This window comes from Lentzea indica, assembly GCF_012184385.1.
Classification (GTDB): Bacteria; Actinomycetota; Actinomycetes; order Mycobacteriales; family Pseudonocardiaceae; genus Lentzea; species Lentzea indica.
This window is the reverse complement of sequence record NZ_VSRL01000005.1, coordinates 14817-35704: the sequence shown is the minus strand read 5'-3', so window position 1 is coordinate 35704 and position 20888 is coordinate 14817. Positions and strand designations below refer to the sequence as shown.

20 protein-coding genes and 2 pseudogenes are annotated in these 20888 nt (G+C 69.1%); 14 read left to right on the top strand and 8 right to left on the bottom strand.

Annotated elements, in window-relative coordinates; all coding sequences use genetic code 11:
- Positions 1 to 20: 20 nt before the first annotated feature.
- From FXN61_RS02490 to FXN61_RS02460, 7 genes are all read left to right on the top strand, one after another.
- Positions 21 to 956: a DUF5926 family protein gene (locus FXN61_RS02490; RefSeq protein WP_167969795.1), complete on the top strand. Its 936-nt coding sequence runs from the start codon at positions 21 to 23 to the stop codon at positions 954 to 956.
- Positions 957 to 1005: 49 nt separating this feature from the next.
- Positions 1006 to 1341 (top strand): DUF952 domain-containing protein, encoded by a 336-nt coding sequence (locus FXN61_RS02485; protein ID WP_167969793.1) that lies wholly within the window; start codon positions 1006 to 1008, stop codon positions 1339 to 1341.
- 165 nt (positions 1342 to 1506) lie between these two features.
- Positions 1507 to 1953: a SigE family RNA polymerase sigma factor gene (locus tag FXN61_RS02480; protein WP_167969899.1), complete on the top strand. Its 447-nt coding sequence runs from the start codon at positions 1507 to 1509 to the stop codon at positions 1951 to 1953.
- Between the two features lie 3 nt (positions 1954 to 1956).
- Entirely contained in the window at positions 1957 to 2763 is an 807-nt protein-coding gene (locus tag FXN61_RS02475; protein ID WP_167969791.1) for a hypothetical protein, read from the top strand.
- Positions 2764 to 3056: 293 nt separating this feature from the next.
- A complete protein-coding gene (locus FXN61_RS02470) occupies positions 3057 to 3656 on the top strand; it encodes a hypothetical protein (protein ID WP_167969789.1) in 600 nt (199 codons plus the stop codon).
- 136 nt (positions 3657 to 3792) lie between these two features.
- The gene (locus FXN61_RS02465; RefSeq protein WP_167969787.1) at positions 3793 to 4200 is read left to right on the top strand and encodes a YciI family protein; all 408 of its coding nucleotides are present in this window, start codon (positions 3793 to 3795) and stop codon (positions 4198 to 4200) included.
- 1 nt (position 4201) lies between these two features.
- Positions 4202 to 5353, top strand: a complete 1152-nt coding sequence (locus FXN61_RS02460; RefSeq protein WP_167969785.1) for an RNA polymerase sigma factor — start codon at positions 4202 to 4204, stop codon at positions 5351 to 5353.
- Positions 5354 to 5402: 49 nt separating this feature from the next.
- On the opposite strand, the gene FXN61_RS02455 is transcribed toward FXN61_RS02460, so the two are convergent.
- The 4 genes from FXN61_RS02455 to FXN61_RS02440 all read right to left on the bottom strand — a co-directional run bounded on the left by FXN61_RS02455 (position 5403) and on the right by FXN61_RS02440 (position 8953).
- The gene (locus FXN61_RS02455) at positions 5403 to 5963 is read right to left on the bottom strand and encodes a ferritin (protein ID WP_167969783.1); all 561 of its coding nucleotides are present in this window, start codon (positions 5961 to 5963) and stop codon (positions 5403 to 5405) included.
- Positions 5964 to 6063: 100 nt separating this feature from the next.
- Positions 6064 to 7251 (bottom strand): arginine deiminase, encoded by a 1188-nt coding sequence (locus FXN61_RS02450; protein ID WP_167969897.1) that lies wholly within the window; start codon positions 7249 to 7251, stop codon positions 6064 to 6066.
- A gap of 147 nt (positions 7252 to 7398) precedes the next feature.
- Positions 7399 to 8097 carry a CPBP family intramembrane glutamic endopeptidase gene (locus FXN61_RS02445; RefSeq protein WP_167969896.1) on the bottom strand — a complete coding sequence of 233 codons (699 nt, stop codon included), beginning with the start codon at positions 8095 to 8097 and terminating at the stop codon, positions 7399 to 7401.
- A 91-nt stretch (positions 8098 to 8188) separates the two neighbouring features.
- Positions 8189 to 8953 carry a DUF2470 domain-containing protein gene (locus FXN61_RS02440; protein ID WP_312877502.1) on the bottom strand — a complete coding sequence of 255 codons (765 nt, stop codon included), beginning with the start codon at positions 8951 to 8953 and terminating at the stop codon, positions 8189 to 8191.
- Between the two features lie 78 nt (positions 8954 to 9031).
- Here FXN61_RS02440 and FXN61_RS02435 point away from each other — a divergent pair, with 78 nt between their 5' ends.
- Positions 9032 to 9496: a hypothetical protein gene (locus tag FXN61_RS02435; protein WP_246290596.1), complete on the top strand. Its 465-nt coding sequence runs from the start codon at positions 9032 to 9034 to the stop codon at positions 9494 to 9496.
- On the top strand, positions 9493 to 9945 hold the full coding sequence (locus tag FXN61_RS02430) for a hypothetical protein (RefSeq protein WP_167969779.1): 453 nt from the start codon (positions 9493 to 9495) through the stop codon (positions 9943 to 9945). The genes FXN61_RS02435 and FXN61_RS02430 overlap by 4 nt, the downstream gene beginning before the upstream one ends.
- On the opposite strand, the gene FXN61_RS02425 is transcribed toward FXN61_RS02430, so the two are convergent.
- From FXN61_RS02425 to FXN61_RS02410, 4 genes and pseudogenes are all read right to left on the bottom strand, one after another.
- Positions 9942 to 11096: a VWA domain-containing protein gene (locus FXN61_RS02425; protein ID WP_167969777.1), complete on the bottom strand. Its 1155-nt coding sequence runs from the start codon at positions 11094 to 11096 to the stop codon at positions 9942 to 9944. The two genes, FXN61_RS02430 and FXN61_RS02425, sit on opposite strands and share 4 nt — an antisense overlap.
- A complete protein-coding gene (locus FXN61_RS02420) occupies positions 11093 to 11725 on the bottom strand; it encodes an IclR family transcriptional regulator (RefSeq protein WP_167969775.1) in 633 nt (210 codons plus the stop codon). Before FXN61_RS02420 ends, FXN61_RS02425 begins: the two co-directional genes overlap by 4 nt.
- Positions 11725 to 12887, bottom strand: a pseudogene (locus FXN61_RS02415) (fumarylacetoacetate hydrolase family protein). Before FXN61_RS02415 ends, FXN61_RS02420 begins: the two are co-directional and overlap by 1 nt.
- Complete coding sequence (locus FXN61_RS02410) at positions 12884 to 13747, bottom strand: hypothetical protein (RefSeq protein ID WP_167969773.1); 864 nt, start codon at positions 13745 to 13747, stop codon at positions 12884 to 12886. Before FXN61_RS02410 ends, FXN61_RS02415 begins: the two are co-directional and overlap by 4 nt.
- 70 nt (positions 13748 to 13817) lie before the next feature.
- Here FXN61_RS02410 and FXN61_RS02405 point away from each other — a divergent pair, with 70 nt between their 5' ends.
- The 5 genes and pseudogenes from FXN61_RS02405 to FXN61_RS02385 all read left to right on the top strand — a co-directional run bounded on the left by FXN61_RS02405 (position 13818) and on the right by FXN61_RS02385 (position 20887).
- A complete protein-coding gene (locus tag FXN61_RS02405) occupies positions 13818 to 14990 on the top strand; it encodes a homogentisate 1,2-dioxygenase (RefSeq protein ID WP_167969771.1) in 1173 nt (390 codons plus the stop codon).
- A 33-nt stretch (positions 14991 to 15023) separates the two neighbouring features.
- Positions 15024 to 16187: an SWIM zinc finger family protein gene (locus FXN61_RS02400; RefSeq protein WP_167969769.1), complete on the top strand. Its 1164-nt coding sequence runs from the start codon at positions 15024 to 15026 to the stop codon at positions 16185 to 16187.
- Between the two features lie 64 nt (positions 16188 to 16251).
- Positions 16252 to 17577, top strand: a complete 1326-nt coding sequence (locus FXN61_RS02395; protein WP_167969767.1) for a DUF5691 domain-containing protein — start codon at positions 16252 to 16254, stop codon at positions 17575 to 17577.
- A gap of 118 nt (positions 17578 to 17695) precedes the next feature.
- Positions 17696 to 18780: pseudogene (locus FXN61_RS55040) on the top strand (ATP-binding protein).
- Positions 18773 to 20887 (top strand): DUF5682 family protein, encoded by a 2115-nt coding sequence (locus FXN61_RS02385; RefSeq protein ID WP_167969765.1) that lies wholly within the window; start codon positions 18773 to 18775, stop codon positions 20885 to 20887. Before FXN61_RS55040 ends, FXN61_RS02385 begins: the two are co-directional and overlap by 8 nt.
- Position 20888: the final 1 nt, after the last annotated feature.

Sequence of the window (20888 nt, the reverse complement as noted above, 5' to 3'; positions counted from 1 at the left end):
TGAGCACGAGGAGGGCCAAGGTGGCCAAGCGGACCGCGGTCAAGGACGCACCGAAGGACGGGATCAACCCGAAGCAGCCCTGCCCGTGCGGGTCCGGCAAGCGCTACAAGGCCTGCCACGGCGCGCCCGGCGGCGCGACGGACGTGATCGTGTCGCGGCCGTTCGAGGGCCTGGCCTCCGAGTCGCGAGCTGATCGCGCTGCGCGAGTTCGTGCGTCGGCGATCGCGAAGCTGCCGGTCAAGGACGGCCGCGAGGTCACGCTGGCCACCGTGCTGCCGATGGCCGCCGCCGGCCTGATCCGCGGCGACGACGTGCCGTTCATCGGTCTGCAGGTGCAGACGCGGTCCGGTGACATCAGCCGCGACCTGGCCCGTGCGCTGCAGTGGGCGCAGCAGGCGAAGACCGGCGACGTGCTGCCGATCGTCGGCCCTGACAACGGCGAGAACCCCGGCCGCCTGCAGGACCTGCTCGACCCCGAGGCCGAGATCGTTCCCGTGCTGCACACCGACTTCGTCTGGTGGATGCCGGAGGGCACCGAGCCCTCGGGTGACGTGGCGCTGTCGCTGGAGCGCGCGAACGCGGCGATCCTGCCGACCGAACGCGTCGACGCTCCCGGCGTGAAGGCCGCGTACTGGGTGGACGCTGGCGACAAGGCGCACCTGCGCTGGGTCCGTCCTGAGCCCGAGGAGAAGTTGCTGCCCGCGATGGCGCGTCTGGCCGCCCGCGGCGAGCTGGACCTCGGCGAGGGCTCCCGGTACGCCGGTTCGTTCCGCGCGCACGGCCTGCTGGTGCCGGTCTGGGACCTCGACCGCGAGATGCACGCCCGTGAGTGGGCCGACCCGGCCGAGGCGCTGGGCAAGCGTTTGCTGGAGGCCCTGGCCTCCGACGAGCCGCTGACCGACGCCGAGCGCCGCGCTCGTGACGGCCTGCGGGGTCGTCAGATCACGCTGCGCTAGTCCATCCACAGCGTTGTCCACATGGTTGTCCACAAGGAGCTGTGGATAAGTGCTGCTGCACATCATCTCGACGGCCGGCTGGGCTGCTGCCCGGTCGGCCGGTTCGATCTCGCCCGTCGGCGAGGACTTCGTCCACTGTTCCGACAGGGGCGTCGTGCACGTGACGGCCGGCAGGTTCTTCCACGGGCAGAGCGGGCTGTTGCTGCTCGTCATCGACCCGAAGCTGCTCGACGTGCCGGTCCGGTGGGAGGCCGTGGCGGACTCGCCGCTGTGGTTCCCGCACGTGTACGGGCAGATCCCGGTCGCGGCGGTGCTGGAGGTCCACGACTTCCCGTGCGAGCCTGACGGTTCGTTCGTTCTACCGGAAGCCGTTGCCGTTCTGTGATTTAGTGGGGCAACCGTTCCGCACGCTTGGGCGTGAACTCCTCGAAGCCAGTTCGCTGCTTCGGGGAGGGGGCGTGCCGTGACGGCGGTGCTAGGACTGGAGTTGGCCGCCGAAAGCGGCGGGGGAAGAGCGGAAGCCGTGGGGGATTTCGCTGAGTTCGTGCGCATGTCGATGCCCGGGCTTCTGCGTTATGGCCATGCACTGACCGGAAACCCGCACGACGCGGCAGACCTCGTGCAGTCGGTGCTGGAAAAGGTCGGGTCACGCTGGGTTGCCGTGCAGCGCAAGGGTGACGACCCGCTCGCGTACGTCCGCAGGGCGATGGCCAACACGCACATCAGCATCTGGCGCCGGAGACGCCGCGAGAACCTCGTGGCCGACCTCCCCGACAGCGGTGTCGTCGCTCCCGAGCTGAGCAGGCTCGAAAACGAACCGCTCTGGCAAGCACTCCGCGCGTTGCCGCCACGGCAGCGCGCGGTGGTCGTGCTGCGCTACTACGAGAACCTCTCCGAAATCGAGATCGCGAAAGCGCTCGGAATCTCGTGCGGCACGGTGAAGAGCCAGAACAGCAAGGCGATGGCGAGTCTTCGAACACGCCTGGGAAAGGACTGATCGGTGGACGACCTCGACGACGAGCTGCGCAGGCTCTTCAGCGACGATCGGCTGGACGTCCATTCCACGCCGGACGCGACCGACGCGGTGCTCCGCGGTGCAGATCGCCGCCGGCGACGGCGATCGGCCATGACCACCACCTTCGCTTTGGTGGTGCTGGTGGGTGCGGGGATCGGACTGACCCAGCTGCGCTCTTCCGGCGACCACACGGCAGGAGACTTGCTGCCGACCTCGACGTCGAGCGCCTCTTCGACCACGCCCCCACCGTCTGTCAGCACGTTCACCGCGACCGCGACCGTGACGGTCGACCCGCCGCCGAACCCCAACGGCAACAACACCGGCAAGCCCAACCCCGGGAACCCGACCAAGTCCAGCCCACCCGTCAAGTCAGCGCCGCCCACGCCACAGTCGGAACCGGGCCAGTACGGGTCACTGGTGCTCGGGATGTCCGAGGAAGCCGCGCTGAAGACGGGGTCCCTGGTCGAACCGAGCAGCGCCGCCGACCCGGAGAACAGGTGCAAGGCCTACGCGACGCAGTCCGTGCCCGACACCAATGCCGTGATCATCTCACCGGCCAAGGGAATCGTGCGGATCACGCTCGCGAGCTATGCCAAGACGCGGAAAGGCATCGGTGTCGGTTCGAAGGTGGACGAGGTGAAGGCCGCCTATTCGAACGCCACGCAGAGCGGTTCCGCCATGGTCGCCCCAATGGCGGCGACACCGGCCTGGTCGTACGTCTTCGAAACCGACGGCACTGCAGTGACCACGATCTTCATGCGCTTGGCCGCCAATGACTGTGCGACCGTCTGATTAATTGATCTTGCCGAAGTCCCGCCGCTCTTGGGGGTGCGGCGGGACTTCGGCATCCCCGCTGGTCCGAACAGGTCTCGTTGCTCCTTCGTGACGTCGACCCGGCAACCACTGTGCGAGCGCGACGTCTTATGGATGTCCTATAACCCGCCACGGGGAATTTTGGCGGGTTATTGGTGCGCGCCTGAAATGAATCGGTTCGCCGTGACTTTTTCGTGACAACGAACTTTGCAACCATCGAGCCACGCCGACGTCTTATGGGTGTCTCGAAACAAATGGCCTGGGGGATTGAAATGAAGCGCTCCATCGTTCTCGTCACCATTGCTGCTGCTCTCGGTCTGGCCGCGTGCACGTCCACGCCCGCGCCGGAGCAGAACGCCGCACCGGTCGCCCAGGCGCCGTCCGACACGGGCGCGTCACCGTCCACGGTCGTCACCGAGGTCGTGACCGAGACGGTCACGAACCCGCCCAAGCCGCAGGCCGTGGTGAATGTGGACACCCGCCTGGGCTACGGCGCCCTCAAGCTGGGCATGACGCTCGAAGAGGCGCGGGCCGCGGGTCTGACCGACCTGACCTGGGACAGCCCCGGTGAGGCCGGCTGCGTGGCCGACGACAAGGTCGCGATCTCCAAGAAGTACGGCGTCGAGCGGATCACGCTGCCCGCGGACGCCGAGACGTCAGGGGGAATCCGTGTCGGCTCGACCTTCGCCGAGGTCAAGACGGCCTACCCGAACGCTTCCGAGTACCGCGCGGGCTGGTCGGCAACGGTGGGCAGCAACGCCACCTACTCGTTCCAGGGCAGCTCCAAGCTCGACCACCTCGCGGACACGGACAAGGTCGTCCTCATCAAGATCGGCGCGATCAACGTCCACTGCGCCATGGCTTTCCTTTGATCCTGCGCGTCCACGCCGAAGCCGGACAACCAGCCGAAAAATCTTGAGCAGTCGTGTCGAGAAGCCCCGATCGGCTCCGTCCCCGTGGTGAAAGCGACCAAGATGGGTCGCAACAGCACCAAGGGAGACACCCGAAATGGCCAAGTACCTGCTGCTCAAGCACTACCGCGGCGCCCCGGCGGCGGTCAACGACGTGCCGATGGACCAGTGGACGCCGGACGAGATCTCCGCACACTTGCAGTACATGCGGGACTTCGCGGACAAGATCAACGCCACCGGTGAGTTCGTCGACAGTCAGGCGCTCTCCTCGGAGGGGGCGTGGGTCCGCTACGACGGTGAGGGACGGCCGCCGGTCACCGACGGCCCGTTTGCGGAGACGAAGGACCTCATCGCCGGATGGATGATCATCGACGTCGACAGCTACGAGCGCGCGATCGAGCTGGCGGGGGAGCTGTCGGCGGCACCGGGCAAGGACGGGAAGCCGATCCACGAGTGGCTCGAGGTCCGTCCGTTCTACGGCAACTCGCCGACGATCACGGAGTGACATGGACGAGGCACTGCTGAGGAGCCTCACGCCGGGTGTGCTCGGGATCCTCGTCCGCCGCGGAGCAGACTTCGCGGCGGCCGAGGACGCCGTGCAGGACGCGCTGGTCGAGGCTGTTCGCGTGTGGCCGGCCGACCCGCCGCGGGATCCGAAGGGCTGGCTGGTCACCGCGGCCTGGCGCAAGTTCCTCGACGCGACGAGGGCCGAAACGGCGCGCAAGAGGCGCGAGGACCTCGTCGACGCCGAACCGGAACCCGGTCCCGTACCGGCGGCCGACGACACGCTGCAGCTCTACTTCCTGTGTGCGCACCCGTTGTTGACGCCGTCATCGGCGGTTGCGCTCACGCTTCGCGCCGTCGGCGGCTTGACCACCCGCCAGATCGCCCAGGCCTACCTGGTGCCGGAGGCGACCATGGCCCAGCGCATCAGCCGGGCCAAGAAGACGGTCAGCGACGTGCAGTTCGACCAGCCCGGCGATGTCGCCACGGTGCTGCGCGTGCTCTACCTGGTCTTCAACGAGGGCTACTCCGGTGACGTCGACCTGGCCGCGGAGGCGATCAGGCTGACCCGGCAGCTCGCCACGACCATCGATCACCCCGAAGTGGCGGGCCTGCTCGCCCTCATGCTGCTGCACCACGCGCGGCGTGCCAGCAGGATCGCGTCCGACGGCAGCCTGGTCGCACTCGCCGACCAAGACCGCGAGAAGTGGGACACGAGGCTGATCGCCGAGGGCGTCGAGATCCTTCAGGCTGCGCTGGCGAAGGACCAGCTCGGCGAGTTTCAGGCCCAGGCCGCCATCGCCGCGTTGCATGCCGACGCACCAAGAGCCGAGGAAACGGACTGGGTGCAGATCGTCGAGTGGTACGACGAGCTAGCGGCTCTGACCGAGAGCCCCGTCGTCCGGCTCAACCGCGCGGTGGCCGTGGGCGAGGCCGACGGGCCACGCGCCGGGTTGAAAGCACTCGCCGAACTGGACGATTCATTGCCCCGCTACACCGCGGTAGCCGCATACCTCCACGAGCGTGACGGCGACCTGCAAACGGCGGCACGGCTCTACGTCGAGGCGGCCGAAAAAGCGTCGAACCTCGCCGAGCGGGAATACCTGACCCGGCAGGCCGCCCGCATCAACCGAAAAAGCCCGCCCCACCCGTGAAGGTGAGGCGGGCTCCAGAATCAGGCACTCAAGCGTGCGAAGAAAAACTTCAGAGCGCGCCACCGGCGGCGGTCGGAGCGCCGGAGTCGGCACTGTCGCCGCCCACGGTTTCGCGGGTCAGGAACGTCTCCACGTAGAACATGTTGCCGTCCGCGCGGTCCATGATCGTGAGCAGCGTCTTCATCGAGGAGACCTCCTCGACCTGCTCCTTGAGGAACCACTGCATGAACTGCTCGCCGATGTAGTCGCCCTCCTCGCGGGCGGCCTTGGCGAGCGCCACGATCTGGTCGGTGACCTGCTGCTCCTGGCGCAGGGCCAGGTCGACGAGGTCGCGCGGCGTCTTGAAGTCGTTGATCGGGGCATCGATGCCGGGAACGGCGGCCGGGATGTCGTTGTCCATGAGGAACTGGACGATCATCATCGCGTGGTTGCGCTCTTCGAGAGCCTGCTTGTAGAAGTGCGACGCGAGGCGCGGAAGGTCCTCGTTGTCGAACCACACGGCGAGGGCGATGTACTGCTGCGAAGCGGAGAACTCGTTGCCGACCTGAGTCTGCAGGAGCTCGTGGAACTTCGACTTCTTGGGGGCAATCTTCTTCACGTTCGAGGCCATGGCGAGTACGGTAGCCGACATTCCTCAAGTGCGCATTCCAGGAAAAGCTAACCTTTGTTTGGAAAGGTGAACCAAACAAAGGTTAGGTATTCCTAACGGCCTACACCAATGGCGCGCGGTCAATCGGGCAGGACATGCAACGCGGGCCACCGCGACCCGAGCCCAACTCCGAACCGGCGATCCGCAGCACCTCCACGCCCGCGTCCTCGAGGCGCGCGTTCGTCTCGACGTTGCGCTCGTACGCCACGACGAGACCTGGGCCGACCGCCAGCGTGTTGTTGCCGTCGTCCCACTGCTCGCGCTCGGCGGTGATGACGTCGAGGCCGGTGTCGATCACGCGCAGCCGCTCGATGCCCATCGCTTCTGCGGCCGCCTCCAGGAACGGCTCCGGGCCGTCGACGCGCACGCCACCGTTGCCGTCGGAACGCATCGGGTAGGCCGTCAGCGTGTGCCTGATCGCCGGGTACATCACCACGGCGTCGCGGTCGACCATCGTGCAGACGGTGTCGAGGTGCATCGTGGCGCGTTCCTGCTCGATCGGCACCGCCAGCACCGTGTGCGCGAGACCGTCGGCCAAAGCCGAACGCGCGAACGACTCCGCGCCGGCGGGGGTGGTGCGCTCGCCCACGCCGATGGCGATCACGCCCGGCGCGAGCAGCAGAACGTCGCCGCCCTCCAGTGGCGCCGAGTGCGCGCCGTACGCACGGCCAGTGCGACGGAACCGCGGGTGGTAGGCGTAGATCAGGTCGGTGAGGGTCGTCTCGCGGTCACGGGCGGGCAGCGCGAGCGACGTGATGGCCACGCGGTCGCCGACCCAGACCGACGAGTCGCGGGTGAAGAGCAGGTTCGGCAGCGGGTCGACGGCGAAGTCGATCGGCAGGTGCATCTTGCGCACCAGCGACGCGCCCTCGGCGGCCGGCATCTCCTCGAACGTCATGCCGGTCATCAGCACCTGCGCCAGCTGCGGGGCCTGCAGCGAGGTGAGATGGCTGCGCAGCGCGTCGGCCAGGTCGATGCCGAGGCGGCGCTCGTTGACGGCGCTGTGGATGCCGGCGATGCGCGCGCGGTTGTCCTCCAGCGCCTGCACCAGCACGTCGGCCAGCAGCAGGACCTCGACGCCCTTGGAGGTCAGCGTCGCGGCGAACGCGTCGTGCTCCTCCTGGGCCCTGCCGACCCACGGCACGCCGTCGAACAGCAGCTGGTCGTTGTTGCGCGGGGTGAGCCTTTTGAGCTCGTTGCCCGGCCGGTGCAGCAACACCGTGCGCAGCGGGCCGACCTCGCTGTCCACGCGGGGCGCGGCGTCCGGGAGTGCTTCGGTCTCAGCGATCGTGTGCGCAGTCACCGGACGAGCGTAACCCTGAACAGCATAAATCGCCGCTGCTGAGGACAAACACGCAACGAATGGTGTGGAATATTAGATTCTACGGTCGAATCATTACGGCAGCCAGCTGACTTTGCCTCGCAACATTGTGTAACCGACGAAAGCGACCACGTCGAGGATGGTGTGGGCGATCACCAACGGCCACAAACGCCTGGTTCGCTGCCAGTAGAAGCCGAAGACCAGGCCCATGATCAGGTTGCCGACGAACCCGCCGAAGCCCTGGTAGAGGTGGTACGAGCCGCGCAGCACGGCGGCCGCGAACAGTGCCGTGTACTGGCGCCACCCGAGCTGGTGCAGCCGCGTGATCAGGTAGCCCACGACGAGGACCTCCTCCGCCCACGCGTTGCCGGCGGCGGCGAGGATCAGCGCCACGCTCATCCACCACGCGTTGTCCAAAGTGGATGGTTTCACGGCGAGGTTCAGCCCGAGCCCCCACGCGGCGAAGTAGAACGCGAGACCGGGGATGCCGATGATCGCGGCCAGCCCGAGCGCGCCCAGCGAGTCCGCGAGCTTGCGCGTGCCGTCGAGCCCGATGACCCGCAGCTTGATCCCGGTGCGCCACAACAGGTACAGACCGATGCCGCCCCACGCGGCGAGCTGCAGCACGCCGAGCAGCTGCGCCACCAGGTCCAGCAGATCGGCGCGCGCCTGCGGGACGTTGATCGCGACCGACTGCTGGTTCAGCGGGGTCGGCTGCAGCAGGCTGTCGAGCAGCCGCACGAGGCTGCGCATGCCCGACAGACCCAGCGTCATGCTGAAGACGATCAGCAGTTCGAGCTGGTAACCGCGCTTCTCGTCAGCGGGAATCTTCTCGGCAGCGGGAATCAAGGTCACCCGCGTGACGCTACCTCTGGGACAGGAACGGGCAGCCCATCAGCCTGCGCAGCTCGGCGGCGAGTTCCGTCGGCGTGCTGACCGGCTTGGAGAACGCGATCCGCACGTCGTGGTCGTCGCACTCGGCCTCGACCCGCAGCCGCAGCCCGAACCGGTCGAGCCCGAGCGGCCGCACGTGCCCGTTCTGCAGCTCCTCCGGCAGATGGCGGGCCAGCTGGCCCACGACGTCGCGGTGCGCGGCCTCCAGGTGCCGCAGCCAGTTGTCCTCGTTGCGGCAGAACGGGTCCGGCGTCGCGCTCGCGAACTGCTCCGGCCGGATCGACGACGTGCCCTCGGCGTCCGCGATCACCATCGACGCGGGTGTGAGCCTCAGCACCGAAGCGCCGTGACCAGCGTCGAGGAGGCGGTGGTCCGGCCGCACGTCGGCGACCGCGAGGATCTCGTCGCGCGCCTCGTTGCCGTCGAGCGCGGCGACCCAGCCGGTGAGCCACAACAGCCCGCGGACGGGTTCTCGCAACGGCACCGGCGCCTGGTCGGCGATCTCCAGCATCGCCGTCACCTCGGCTCGCGGCGTCTGCCACAACTGCCCGACCAGTGGATGTTCGTCGGCGAGCAGCAAGATCGTGGTGCCGCACGGGTGCACGTGGTGGAACAGCGGGCTGGTGCGGGAACCGGACTGAGGAAGCAGTGCGGCATGACCACCGCGGGCCGTGATCGTGCGAGCCCGCTCTGCGGCGTGCGGCGCCGGCGGGCGCTTGGTCTGGGTGTCGGTCACCGCTACACCTCCTCGAAGGTTAGGCAAGCCTAACTTAGCTGCGCTCATCAAGGGAAGCGTCACCTGTACGGTGGACAGGTGGTCGTGCCCAACAAGCCGTCCACCGAGGTGACGGCGCTCGACGATCGGTGGACCCGGCACTGTGTCGACCGGGCGAGCCGTCGTGCCCTCATGTGGACCGTTCTCGCTGGTGTGGCCTTCGCGCTCCAGTTCGTGCTGGTGCTCGTGTGGTCGTGGTCTTCACCGGTGGCGCTGGTCCTGCTCTTCTTCGCCGCGGCCGTGTTGTGGGTGGTGACACGTCGCCGTCCGGTGCGTTTACCGGAAGGTGAACCGTGGCATTTCGCCCATGTGCAGTGGGAAGGAGGGCGTCTGGTCGTGTTGTCGTCGCCGCCGCTTCTGTTGACCGTGCGCGTCGGTCCTTTCCTGCGTGGACGGATCGCGCGTCATCGGCGCGTGTGGTTCGTGCCGCCGGACTCGGCGGGGAACACCGTCATCACGTTCCGCGGGGTACCCCAGCTCATCCCGGCGCGTGTGCAGAAATGATCATCGAGAACTGGAGCGACACCTGCCTCGTGCGCGCGGATCGTCGCGCTGTGGGGCACATCCTCTTCGCTGTGGCCGCGTTCGGTGTCGTGCTGATGATCGGCTGGCTCTGGCTCACCGTGCTGTCCATCCCGGTCGTGCTGGAGCTCGCCGCGCCGGGACTGCGGCACTTCGTCACCCGGCGCGGGTCCCTTCAGCTGATCGACCGTTTCCCGTTTCGTCCCGTCGCGGTGAGCTTCGTGCCCGGCCGGCGCATCGGACGGCAGGCGTACCTGAAGGTGCACGATTCGGAGAACAACCTGAGGCTGCCAGAGCTGCCGGAGCGGGCGCGCGTGCTGATCCGCCACACCGGACGGGTGTGGATCGCCGGTCCGGACGAACGAGGCCGTGTCGTGGTCATGACGCGAGGGCTTGCGTTCCTCACGCGCGGACGGGTCGTGGACCGCTAACGGCCCGTTGCGATGCCTTCGGACTCCGCCCACTGCGTGAGGTCGTCCTTGCGCAGTGCCGCCGCCAGCAGTTCGGGGAACTTGTCCGGCGTGCACGCGAACGCGGGTGCGCCAAGGGCGGACAGCTTCGCGGCGAGCTCGTGGTCGTAGGCCGGGGTGCCGCTGTCGCTCAGCGCGAGCAGGTTGACGACCGTGACGCCGCTCGCGACCAGCTCACGGACCCGGCGCTGCAGCTCCGCCTCCGAACCGCCCTCGTAGAGGTCGCTGAGGATCACGATGACGGTGTCGGTGGGCCTGCGGACCTGGGTCTGCGCGTAGGCGACCGCGCGGTTGATGTCCGTGCCGCCGCCGAGCTGGGCGCTGAACAGAAGATCCACCGGGTCGCTGAGCTGGTCGGTCAGGTCCGCGACCTCGGTGTCGAACACGACGAGCCTGGTCGAGATCGACCGGATGCTCGCGAGCGCCGACCCGAGAACCGCGGCGTGCACCAACGAGTCCGCCATCGAACCCGACTGGTCGACCAGCAGGATCACGTCCCGCATGGCCGCGGTCCTGCTGCGCCTGCGGTGGCCGATCAGGTCCTCGACGATGACGGTCTTGTGCTGCGGCTGGTAGTTCTTGAGGTTCGCCTTGATCGTCGACGCCCAGTCGACGTCCTGCAGCTGCGGCCTGCGGGTTCGCCTGGACCTGTCGACGGCGCCGCGGACGGCCTCGACGAGCCGGTCCTTCAGGCGCTTCTCGATGTCCTCGACCACCTTGCGCACCACGGCTTTCGCGGTGTCGCGGGTCCTGGCGGGGATGGCGCGGGAGAGCTGCAGCAGGGTGCTGACGAGGTTCACGTCCGGCTCGACGGACTCCAGCAGCTCGGGTTCGAGCAGCAGCTGCCTGAGGCCGAGCTTCTCGACGGCGTCCCGTTGCATCACCTGCACGACGGACGTGGGGAAGTACTTGCGGACGTCGCCCAGCCACCGGTGCAGCTGCGGAGTGCTGGCACCCAGACCGGCGCCGCGTTCGCTGCCGCCGCCGTAGAGGCCCGTGAGAGCGCCATCGCGCCGTTGGTCGTCATCGCCGAGCTCGGCCACGTCCTCAGCGCTCGGGCCCAGAAGCAGCCGCCAGCGCCTCAGGCGTTCTGCGGGTGTTTCCAGGCTCATTTGAGGGCCGCCGCCACTTCTTCGGCCGCACGCACGACGTGTGGGCCGACGATGTCCGCGTCGAGCTTCTCCAGCGCCACAACGCCGACGGACGCCCTGAGGCCGGGAACGCCGCGTACGGGTGCCGCGACGCCGTGCGCGTTCGGCTGCAGCTCGCCGGTGGAGACGACCCAGTTGTCCACGGGCTGCGAGATGGCCTTGCCTGCCGCCCCTCGGTGCACCGGGTGACGGGAACCCACCCGGTACGCCACGTGGAAAGCGGTCCACGACGGTTCGACGACCGCGACGGCCTGCGCCTCGGTGCCGTCCGCGACGGTCAGGTGTGCGGTGGCGCCGACCTTCTCCGCGAGTTCGCGCAGGGCCGGGTTGGCCGCCATCCGCAGCTGGGGGAGGACGTTGGAGGCGAGCCTCAGCACGCCGAGGCCGAGCCGGACCTTCGAACCCTCCCTGCGCACGAGCCCGCGCGCCTGGAGCGGGACGAGGAGCCGGTAGACCGCGGCTCTGGACGCGCCGATGGCCGTGGCGAGCTCCGAGATCGACGGTGCCTCGGACTCCGCCTCAGCGACCGCCTGGAGCAGCGCCAGACCCCGTTCCAGGGTCAGCGAGCTCTCCTTCGTCGCTCCGACCATCACGCACTCCGAACTGTGCCCACCACCTCGGCGAGACCGACCACGGAACCGCCTTCGCCAGGAGCCGTCGCGGTCAGCCTGACCGTGTCGCCGTCCTCCAGGAAAGACCTCGTGGAGCCGTCGTCGAGCTTGAACGGTTCCTTGCCGCCCCAGCTCAACTCGAGGAACGAGCCGCGCTCGTCCTTCTCCGGTCCTGAGACCGTGCCGGAGGCGAACAGATCACCTGGGCGCACCGTAGCCCCGTTGACCGTCATGTGGGCCAGCTGTTGCACAAATGACCACGACATCTCCCGGAACGGAGGCCTCGCGACGATGGTGTCGTTCAGCTCGACCGTGATGGTGATGTCCAGGCCCCAGGGCTGATCACAGGTCAGGTAGTCGTGCAGCTTGTTCGGCAGCGGCGGCGTCGGGACGCGTGCAACTGAGAACGCTTCGAGCGGCGTGATCCAGGCGCCGATCGACGTGGCGAACGACTTGGCCAGGAACGGGCCGAGCGGCTGGTACTCCCAGGCCTGGATGTCGCGCGCCGACCAGTCGTTGACCAGCGCGACGCCGAAGACGTGCTCGGCTGCCCTGCTCGTGGAGACGTTGGCCGCCTGCGGTCCGCCGCAGACGAACCCGACCTCGGCCTCGATGTCGAGCGCTCGGAGGGACCGAACTTCGGGCCTTCGCTGCCGCGCCTCTGGCCGTTGGGACGCACGATGTCCGTGCCGGAGACGTACACCGTGCCCGCGCGGCCGTGGTAGCCGATCGGGAGGTGCGTCCAGTTCGGCGTGAGCGCGTCGCCGTCGGGGCGGAACATCTTCCCGACGTTCTCGGCGTGGTGCCGTGAGCTGTAGAAGTCCACGTAGTCGCCGACCGTGAACGGCAGCTTCGCGGTCTCGATCCCGACGAGTTCCGCGCCCTTGGGGGCGGACGTCGCCGTCACGATCTCCTTGAGCTTGGCGCGCAGAACGCTCCACACCGGGCGGCCGGCCTTCAGCAGCGGGTCCAGCGAGTCCGTTTGCACGTACTCGCTGCACTTGCCCAGGGCGAGGCTCTTCAGCAGCAACGCCCGGTCGCCGACGCGGACGGCCACGCCCCCGTCGACGACGCCGTAGGGGAGGGTCTGCGGTCCGAACGGCTGGTCTTCGGTGAAGTTCGGGTCGCTGATCCAGCTCACAGCAGTCCAAGCCCCTCGAGATCGGCGACAGGTTCGGAGAGCGAGCACGAGCCGTAGCTCGCGAACACGCCTCTGACGGCGTGCGCGGCCTGGTCGCTGAGCGCCTTGGCCTCGGCGGTGAGCGCCTCGGCGTCGGTGCTCGCCAGTGCCTCGCGGACGTCGCGGCCGCTGAGGCTGCGCGCCGTGGCGACGAGGAGGTTCAGGAAGCCGTGGTGGGTGAAGTTCTGCTCGTCGGTGTAGCGGACGGCCCTGTGCAGGCCCGCGGTCGCCTTGAACGCGACGCCGCCACCGCTGACGACGGACAGGAAGTCAGCGACCTCGTCGACGCTGGGGAAGTTCTCCTGGCTCAAGCCCCCGCAGCGGAGCTTGGGCCAGCTGCCGTGCTCGATCACCCGGCGGACGCCGTCGAGCCACTCGGCCCCGCCGCGGCGGGGTTCGACGACGCGGATGACGTCCTCCGGCACGAACTCCGACACGCGCTCGAGCCACACCTCGTCCACATCGGACGGTGCGGGCATCTCGACCATGCGCAGCGCCAGGAGCTCGCTTCTGCTCTCGACGATGGACACCGCCTTCGGCACACCGCCGAGGCCGGTGTCGATCACGAGACTCAGCGCGATCGGTTTGGGAGGCTTGACCTTGATGAGCTCGGTGATCAACTCGGCGAGACGGGAGGCGGGGCACAGGAAAAGTCCCATGACTCCAGACCACTCGCCGACTCGTCCGTCGAGGTGACCGCGCACCGCGTCGGGCATCGACGCGTTCCCCGGAGGGAACAGCGCGGCATCGTCCACAAGCCTCGCGAGCAGGGGCGGAGTACCGCGCGGACCGGGCGCACGGAGTTCGACAGCGCTTGACACGGCTGACACGCTAGCCGTGTACCGCCAACTGAACAAAGATGTCCGATAGTCGAACGCCCGGAGACACGTCATGGCCTACTACCGCCAGGTCGGGGAGATCCCCCGAAAGCGCCACACCCAGTTCCGCAAACCGGACGGTGGGCTCTACGCGGAAGAGCTGATGGGAGTCGAGGGGTTCTCGGCCGATTCGGCCCTGCTCTACCACCGGTACCTGCCCACCGCGATCGTGAACGCGGAGACGGTGAAGGACGAGCGCGGGTCCGTTGCGCCGAACCTGCCGCTGAAGCCCCGGCACTTCAAGACAGGCGACCTGACCTGGGCTTCTGATGATGTTGACGCCGTGACCGGCCGGCGGAAGCTGTTCGGGAACCCGGACGTGAGCATTGGTTTTGTGGTCGCTTCCGCGCCTTCTCCCTTGTACCGCAACGCTTCCGGTGACGAGCTGCTGTACGTGCAGGGTGGCTCGGGGGTCATCGAGACGATCTACGGGGCTCTCACGGTCGGCGATGGCGACTACGTCGTGATCCCGACCTCGTGCACGTACCGGGTAGTTCCTTCGTCGCCGATGTCGTTGCTCGTGCTGGAGGCGACCGGGCACATCGGGCCACCTCGTCGGTACCTGTCCAAGGCCGGCCAGTTCCTCGAGCACTCGCCCTACTGCGAGCGCGACATCCGGGGACCTGAGGAGCCGTTGCTGGTCGAGGGCACGGACGTCGACGTGCTCGTGCGGCACCGTGCGGGGCTGACTCGCTTCACCTACGCGAATCACCCGTTCGACGTCGTCGGCTGGGACGGCCACCTGTACCCGTGGGCGTTCAACATCCGCGACTTCGAGCCGATCACCGGCCGCGTGCACCAGCCGCCGCCCGTGCACCAGACGTTCGAGGGCCCGAACTTCGTGGTGTGCTCGTTCTGCCCGCGCAAGGTCGACTACCACCCGCTGGCCGTGCCGGTGCCGTACAACCACGCGAACGTCGACTCGGACGAGCTGATGTTCTACGTGGGCGGCAACTACGAGGCGCGCAAGGGCTCCGGCATCGGCATCGGCTCGATGTCGCTGCACCCCTCAGGCTGCACGCACGGCCCGCAGCCGGGTGCCGTCGAGGCGTCGCTGGGTGTGGACTACTTCGACGAGACCGCGGTCATGGTGGACACGTTCCGCCCGCTGGAGCTGGGCGAGGCGGCCGAGGCCTGTGAGGACCCGGCCTATGCGTGGTCGTGGGCCCGTCGCGGTCCGGCCTGATTTTCTGTCGGAGGTCCTCGCTAGTTTGGTTCTGTGAGGACACGAGCCGTTCCGATGCGCTGGCAGGGCCTGGGCAAGGCCCTGCCGGTGCTGTGGGGTCTCTACACGGGTTCCGGCTCCGTGCCGTACCGCGTGTGCGTTGACCTGGCCGCGGGCTCCGCCAAGTGCACGTGCCCGTCCCGCAAGTTCCCCTGCAAGCACGCCGTGAGCCTGCAGGAGCTCGACATCCCGGACGCGCTGCCGCCGGACTGGGTCGAGGAGTGGACCGCCAAGCGGGCCGCCCGTGAGCTGGACTCCTCACCAGAAGCAGTGGCCCGCCGAGCCCGCGCACGCGAAAAGACGGCTGATCGCCGAGCCGCGGCGATGTCGTCGGGCATCGACGGCCTGCGCGACTGGCTCCTCGACGTGGCTTCGGCGGGCGTGGCGTCACTGCCAGGCCGCCCAGCCTCGTGGTGGCAGGCCTTCATCGCCCGCATGATCGACGCCCAGGTCCCCGGCGTGGCCGCGGCCGTCGCCGAAATCCAGGAGATCGTGTCGCGCTCGGGCCCACGCTGGACCCACGACGTGGCCGACCGCCTCGGCGGCCTGCACCTGCTGTGCTTCGTCCAGCCGCGTTCCAGGCTGGGCGTGACGGTCCCCGAGGAGACCGTCCGAGCCATCCCGGGCATCACAGACCGTTGGGTGGCCCTGCTGCGCCTGGAAACCGACGACGGCCGCGTCCGAACCGTCCGCCAGTGGTGCTGGGGCCGCCAGACGGGGCGCTGGGTGGTGGCGATCCGCCACTCGGCCGTGGGCGTCCCCGTCCCGTTGCTGCCGCACGGCCTGGAGTCCTCCGCCCTGGTCCACCCCTACCCAGGCTCAGACCGCGTGGCCCTGGGCGAGCTGGCCGGCTCGCGAGCCCCGGACCCGGTGCCGGCGCCGGATTCGTGGCGCTCGGCCTTGGCGTCGCTTGAGCCGATGCTGATGGCCGATCCGTGGCAACGCCTGTTCCCCCTGGGCTGCGCCTCCGTCCGGCTGTGCGGCACGTCCTTGGTCGACGCTTCCGGCCACGGCTTACCGGTCCGCGACGACAGCGGCCTGGACATGGCCCTGGCGCTGACTGGGGGCATCCCGTTCGACGTGTGGGCGTTGTGGGACGGTCACGCCCTCCGCATCGGCGCCATCGCTCTGGACGGCGCACTGGAGGTGGTCGCGTGACCGCCACGCTGCCGCCGCAGGTTCTCCGCCGTGCACTGTGCCGTCGCGTCACGGAGGTGGCGGCGTGAAGGCCGAGTGGTCCAAGACCGTCCAAGACCTCCTCATCGGCACCACCCGAGGCGGCGGCTCCCCGACCGACCTGCTCTCCGACTGCGCCGCCCTGGGCGTGGCCGCGTTCGGCGCCACCCTCCCGCAAGAGGTCCAAGCCGATCCGCTGCCCCTTGCCCCGCCCGAGACTGCCGAGCTACCTCGCCCAGCCGCCAGGGCGGTCCTGCAAGCGATCATGAGCCTCGACGACGAGGTCCTCCTCACCGAGTGGTGCGCCCTCGCCAAGGCCGGCAACGTCGTGGCCGAGCACCGCATGCTCCCCGCCCTGCTCGCGCTCGGCACCGCCCGGCCGGGCCTGAGGGCCGCGGTCGTGGAGGTTCTCGGCACGAGAGGCCGCTGGCTCGCCAACACCCGCCCCGGCTGGTCCTGGGCGAGCGGCACCGCCCCTCTCACCGACGAGGTCCCTCTCGAGGAAGTCCTCGACCTCCCCAGCGCCCAACGGGTCCGCGCCCTCCGCCGCAAGCGCAAGGCCGACCCGGCCGGCACAGGCGCGTTCATCGCCACGGAGTTCGAGGTCTCGCGCCGGTCATCCGACCGCCAGGCCCTCATCAGCGCCCTCGAAACCGGCCTGAGCCCGTCCGACGAAGAACTTCTGGAAGAAGCCCTCGACGACCGAGCCTCCGCCGTCCACGACGAGGCCCTCCGCCTGCTCCGCAAGCTTCCGACCTCAGCCCTCGCAACGAGAGCGGCCGACCGCCTCGGTCGAGGCCTTTGGCTGACCGACGACGGGTTCGACGTCCAGACCGACGAGCTCTGGACCGCGCAACCCGACCTCGCCGAGCAACGCGACCTCATGCGCGACGGCTCCGAGAAGGGTGTGGCCGGGCGCATCCGTGCCGCCGCTGCGAGCGTGCCGCCGTCCTACTGGACCGCACGCCTCGAAACCAACGACGCCAAGGCTGCCAACGTTTTGAGAAGGGGCCCCTGGGCCGGCGCCCTCCTGAGGGGCATCGCCGACCAGCTGGCCGCCGCCGGCGATCCACGACCCTGGGCGGTGGCGCCGCCGAAACCCTCACCGGCATGGAACAGCTCGAAATGCTGGCGGCGCTGCCCGCTAGCGTGGCCGAGCAAGCGGTTGTCGCGGTTTCCGTCAACTGGCACTACGACCTTCTCGACCACGCCTGCGCACAGCTCCCTGCCCCGTGGTCGCCCGAGACCACCCGCGCTCTCCTGCACCGCTACGCCGCCCTGCCCGACCCGCGCTGGCGTACGGGCCGCCCGCCGGCCGTCCTGCTGGCCCGCGGTGACGCGGATCTGCTCGGCGCGAACTGGGAGGGTCTGACCCGCCGCTGGCCCGAGAACTCCCTGGAGCTGGAGGTCCTGCGCCTCCGGATCCGCCTGCGCGAGTCCTTCGCCTCAGCCGACCAGGCACAATTCGAGAACCCGACCCAGGAGGCCCAGTGACCGCCGTGCTCAGGCCGACGGCCGAACAGCAGTACGCCGCCGAGCTGGAAGCCATCGCGGCCCAGGACGACCGCCTGCGGCCGCCCAACTGGCGCCTGTCCCCGCAGGCGGTGGTCACCTACGTCCTGGGCGGCACCCTTCCCGACGGCACCGTGATCAGCCCGAAGTACGTGGGCGCGCGCAGGCTCGTCGAGGTCGCGGTGGGCACGCTGGTCACCGACAGGGCGCTGCTCCTCGTCGGCGTGCCGGGCACCGCCAAGTCGTGGCTGTCCGAGCACCTCGCGGCGGCGGTCAGCGGCGACTCGACGCTCGTGGTCCAGGGCACCGCCGGCACGAGCGAGGACCAGGTCCGCTACGGCTGGAACTACGCCCGGCTCATCGCGGAAGGGCCGAGCGAGAACGCGCTCGTGCCGAGCCCGGTGCTGAAGGGCATGCAGAGCGGCGCTGTCGTCAGGGTCGAAGAGCTGACCCGCATGCCGTCCGAGGTGCAGGACTCGTTCATCACGATCCTGAGCGAGAAGTCGCTGCCGGTCCCCGAGCTCAACATGCAGGTCCAGGCCGTCCCCGGCTTCACGGTCATCGCCACGGCCAACGACCGCGACCGCGGCGTGAACCAGATGTCGTCGGCGCTCGCGCGGCGGTTCAACACCGTTGTGCTGCCGCCGCCCGCGACCGAGGACGCCGAGGTCGAGATCGTGCTGACCCGGTCGCAGCAGCTCGGCAAGGCGCTCCAGCTCCCTTCGGAGCGCCCGCGCTGGACGAGGTGCGCCGCGTCGTGCGCATCTTCCGCGAGCTGCGCAACGGTTCCACTGTGGACGGTCGCACGCAGCTGAAGAAGCCGAGCGGCAGCCTGTCCACGGCGGAGGCGATCTCGGTCATCGCCAACGGCATGGCGCTCGCCGGCCACTTCGGCGACGGCACGCTGGGCGCGGACGAGCTGGCGAGCGGGCTCATCGGCTCGGTCATCAAGGACCGGGTGTCGGACGCGACCGTGTGGCAGGAGTACCTGGAGACGGTGCTGAAGGAGCGCGCCGAATGGCGTGACCTCTACCGCGCGTGCCTGGAAGTCAGCGGTGACTGATCCGGTCCTCCTGGGCATCCGGCACCACGGCCCCGGCTCGGCACGGATGGTCAAGCGAGCGCTGGAGCAAACGCGACCAGTGCTCATCCTGATCGAAGGACCGCCGGAGGCCGACGCACTCCTCGAACACGTCCACGCCCTCACACCGCCGGTCGCGATCCTGTTGCACGACGAGGCGGAACCCGAGAACGCGGCGTTCTGGCCGTTCGCGGAGTTCTCCCCGGAGTGGCAGGCACTGCGCTACGCCGACGAGAACGGCGTCCAGGCGCGGTTCTTCGACCTGCCCGCGGCGAGTTCGATCGGCGACGACGGCCCGAGCGGCAACATCGACCCCATCGGCCTGCTCGCCGAGGCCGCGGGCTTCGACGATCCGGAACGCTGGTGGGAAGACGTCGTCGAGCACAGCGCGTCGGACCCGATCGACCTCGCGAACGCCATCGCGGAGGCCATGGTCGCTGTCAGGGCAGAGTTCGAAGGTGAAGTAGGCGAACGCACGCTACGAAGAGAAGCGTTCATGCGTCAGACGATCCGCAAGGCGCGCAAGGAAGCCGACGGCCCGATCGCGGTCGTCTGCGGTGCCTGGCACGTCCCGGCGCTGCTCACCAATCCGACCGTCGCCGCGGACACCGCGCTGCTGAAAGGCATGCGCCGCCGAAAGATCTCCGGTACCTGGGTCCCCTGGAGCCACGGTCAGCTCGCCGCCGAGTCGGGTTACGGTGCCGGCATCGACTCTCCTGGCTGGTACGCCCACCTGTGGCAGCACCAACAAGACGTGGTGCCGCGCTGGTTCGCCAAAGCCGCCGCAATCCTGCGAGAAGAAGATCTCCCGGCATCGACAGCGAGTGCCGTGGAAGCCGTCAGGCTCGCGGAAACCCTTGCCGCACTGAGGGAACGCCCGAGCGCGGGACTGAGCGAGGTGAACGAAGCGGCGCTGGCCGTGCTCTGCGGTGGCGACGAGATCCCGCTGCAGCTCGTCCACCGCAAACTCGTCGTGGGCGAACGCCTCGGTGAGGTGGGCGAAGCCGTCCCGCGTTCACCGCTGGCCGCAGACCTCCAACGCCTGCAACGCAAACTCCGCCTGCCCGCGGACGTCCAGCCCAAGCAGCTCAAACTGGACCTCCGCAAGGACACCGACCGCGAACGCTCCAAACTCCTGCAGCGACTGGAAGTCCTCGGCGTCCCGTGGGGCAAACCGGATCGTTCGAACTCCCTGGGCACCTTCGCCGAGGTCTGGCAGCTGCGCTGGGACCCGATCTTCGCGGTGTCCGTGGCGGTGGCCGCGCGCCTCGGCACCACCGTCCACACGGCCGCAGAGAACGTCCTCACCCAGGCCGCACAGGACGCCACCCGAGTGGCCGACGCGGCGGCAACGCTGACCAGGTCCGTGGGCTGCGAACTTCCCAATGCCGTGACCGAGGCCCGCAACGCCCTCGACCGTTGCGCGGCCATGGCCACCGACGCCCTGGAACTGCTCGCCGCCCTTCCGGACCTGGCCAGAACGGTCCGCTACGGCTCGGTCCGCGGCACCGACCCGGAACTGCTGCGCGTAGCCCTCCACGGCCTCCTGACGCGAGGCGCGGTGGCCTCCCGCTCGCCTGGCCGCAACGTCGACGACGAAACCGCCGAACACGCCCTGTCCGTGGTGGACGGCGCCCATGAGGCCACCCGCCTCGCCGCCGACGAGGACCACCAGAAGACCTGGTGGCGAGCCCTCCACGCCCTCGTCAAGGCAGAGGCCCACGGCCTCCCGACGGGCAGGGCCACCCGCCTCCTGTGGGAGGCGGGCGAACTGACCAGCGACGACGTGGCGGCCCGCCTCCACCGAAGCGTCGCCACGGCCTTCGTGGCGGGCTTCCTGAGGGGCTCGGCGACCCTCCTGGCCGCCGACCCCCGCCTCTTCGGCCTCATCGACGAGTGGCTGACGGGCCTGCGCGGCGAGGCGTTCGACGACGCCCTGCCCCTGCTCCGCCGCGCCATCACCGACTTCACGCCCGCCGAGCGCCGCCTGCCTCGGCGAACGCGTCGTCGCAGGCGAGACCCCTCAGCCCGCCTCCGACGACGAGTGGGACCTGGAGATCGCGGAGCGCCTCGCCGCTCACGTCCGTAGC

Coding starts and splice junctions, on each gene's coding strand:
- FXN61_RS02405 (WP_167969771.1), top strand. CDS start 13,818: ATGGCCTACTACCGCCAGGTCGGGGAGATCCCCCGAAAGCGCCACACC.
- FXN61_RS02430 (WP_167969779.1), top strand. CDS start 9,493: ATGATCATCGAGAACTGGAGCGACACCTGCCTCGTGCGCGCGGATCGT.
- FXN61_RS02470 (WP_167969789.1), top strand. CDS start 3,057: ATGAAGCGCTCCATCGTTCTCGTCACCATTGCTGCTGCTCTCGGTCTG.
- FXN61_RS02465 (WP_167969787.1), top strand. CDS start 3,793: ATGGCCAAGTACCTGCTGCTCAAGCACTACCGCGGCGCCCCGGCGGCG.
- FXN61_RS02480 (WP_167969899.1), top strand. CDS start 1,507: ATGTCGATGCCCGGGCTTCTGCGTTATGGCCATGCACTGACCGGAAAC.
- FXN61_RS02445 (WP_167969896.1), bottom strand. CDS start 8,097: ATGACGCTGGGTCTGTCGGGCATGCGCAGCCTCGTGCGGCTGCTCGAC.
- FXN61_RS02455 (WP_167969783.1), bottom strand. CDS start 5,963: ATGGCCTCGAACGTGAAGAAGATTGCCCCCAAGAAGTCGAAGTTCCAC.
- FXN61_RS02420 (WP_167969775.1), bottom strand. CDS start 11,725: ATGGTCGGAGCGACGAAGGAGAGCTCGCTGACCCTGGAACGGGGTCTG.
- FXN61_RS02460 (WP_167969785.1), top strand. CDS start 4,202: ATGGACGAGGCACTGCTGAGGAGCCTCACGCCGGGTGTGCTCGGGATC.
- FXN61_RS02425 (WP_167969777.1), bottom strand. CDS start 11,096: ATGAGCCTGGAAACACCCGCAGAACGCCTGAGGCGCTGGCGGCTGCTT.